The 534-nt window shown below is 50.7% G+C and carries 2 protein-coding genes; both read right to left on the bottom strand.

Translation table 11 applies throughout. The features are described from left to right. The coding region (locus ACTHTY_RS11540) for a hypothetical protein (RefSeq protein WP_440367758.1) at positions 1 to 214 on the bottom strand (214 nt) is incomplete at its 3' end. A gap of 4 nt (positions 215 to 218) precedes the next feature. Continuing rightward, on the bottom strand, positions 219 to 534 hold a 316-nt coding region (locus tag ACTHTY_RS11535), incomplete at its 5' end, for a hypothetical protein (protein ID WP_440367756.1).

The raw sequence follows: 534 nt of genomic DNA, 5'->3' as shown, positions 1-534 counted from the left end.
CCCCCACACAACAACCACAACCACCCAACACAACCCCACAAACACAAAACACAACACAACCCAAACAACCAACACCCACCACCCCAAAACCAACACCAACCCCACCAACAACAACCAACAAACACAAAATAATACCAATAGAGCCACCCATAACGATGCCCACGGTCACGACATCTCCAAACACCCCCCCAGCGGCAACGCTGCGCAACAACACAGTCTCACCGCCCTGCCCACAATAACACCCGACAACCCCAACAACCACACAACCAACCCCAAAAAACAACCCCCCACAACCAACACAAACCACCAAACAAAAACCACCAACCAACAAAAAAAAACCAAACACCCCAACCAAACAACCCACAAAACCAACAACAAACACACCAAAACAAAAACCACAAACCAAACAAACACCCCACCCAACCCCCCCAACCTACCCGCAACCAACACCACCACCCACCAACCCAACCACGACACCAACCAAACCCAAACAACACCCCAACCAAACACCAACCACACCAACAACCCCACCAA

Origin of the sequence: Neisseria sp. P0019.S002, assembly GCF_051957155.1 — a bacterium.
In the GTDB taxonomy this organism is placed as follows: Bacteria; Pseudomonadota; Gammaproteobacteria; order Burkholderiales; family Neisseriaceae; genus Neisseria; species Neisseria perflava.
Note: the sequence above shows the minus strand (reverse complement) of the source record. Positions and strands in the feature narration are given on the sequence as shown.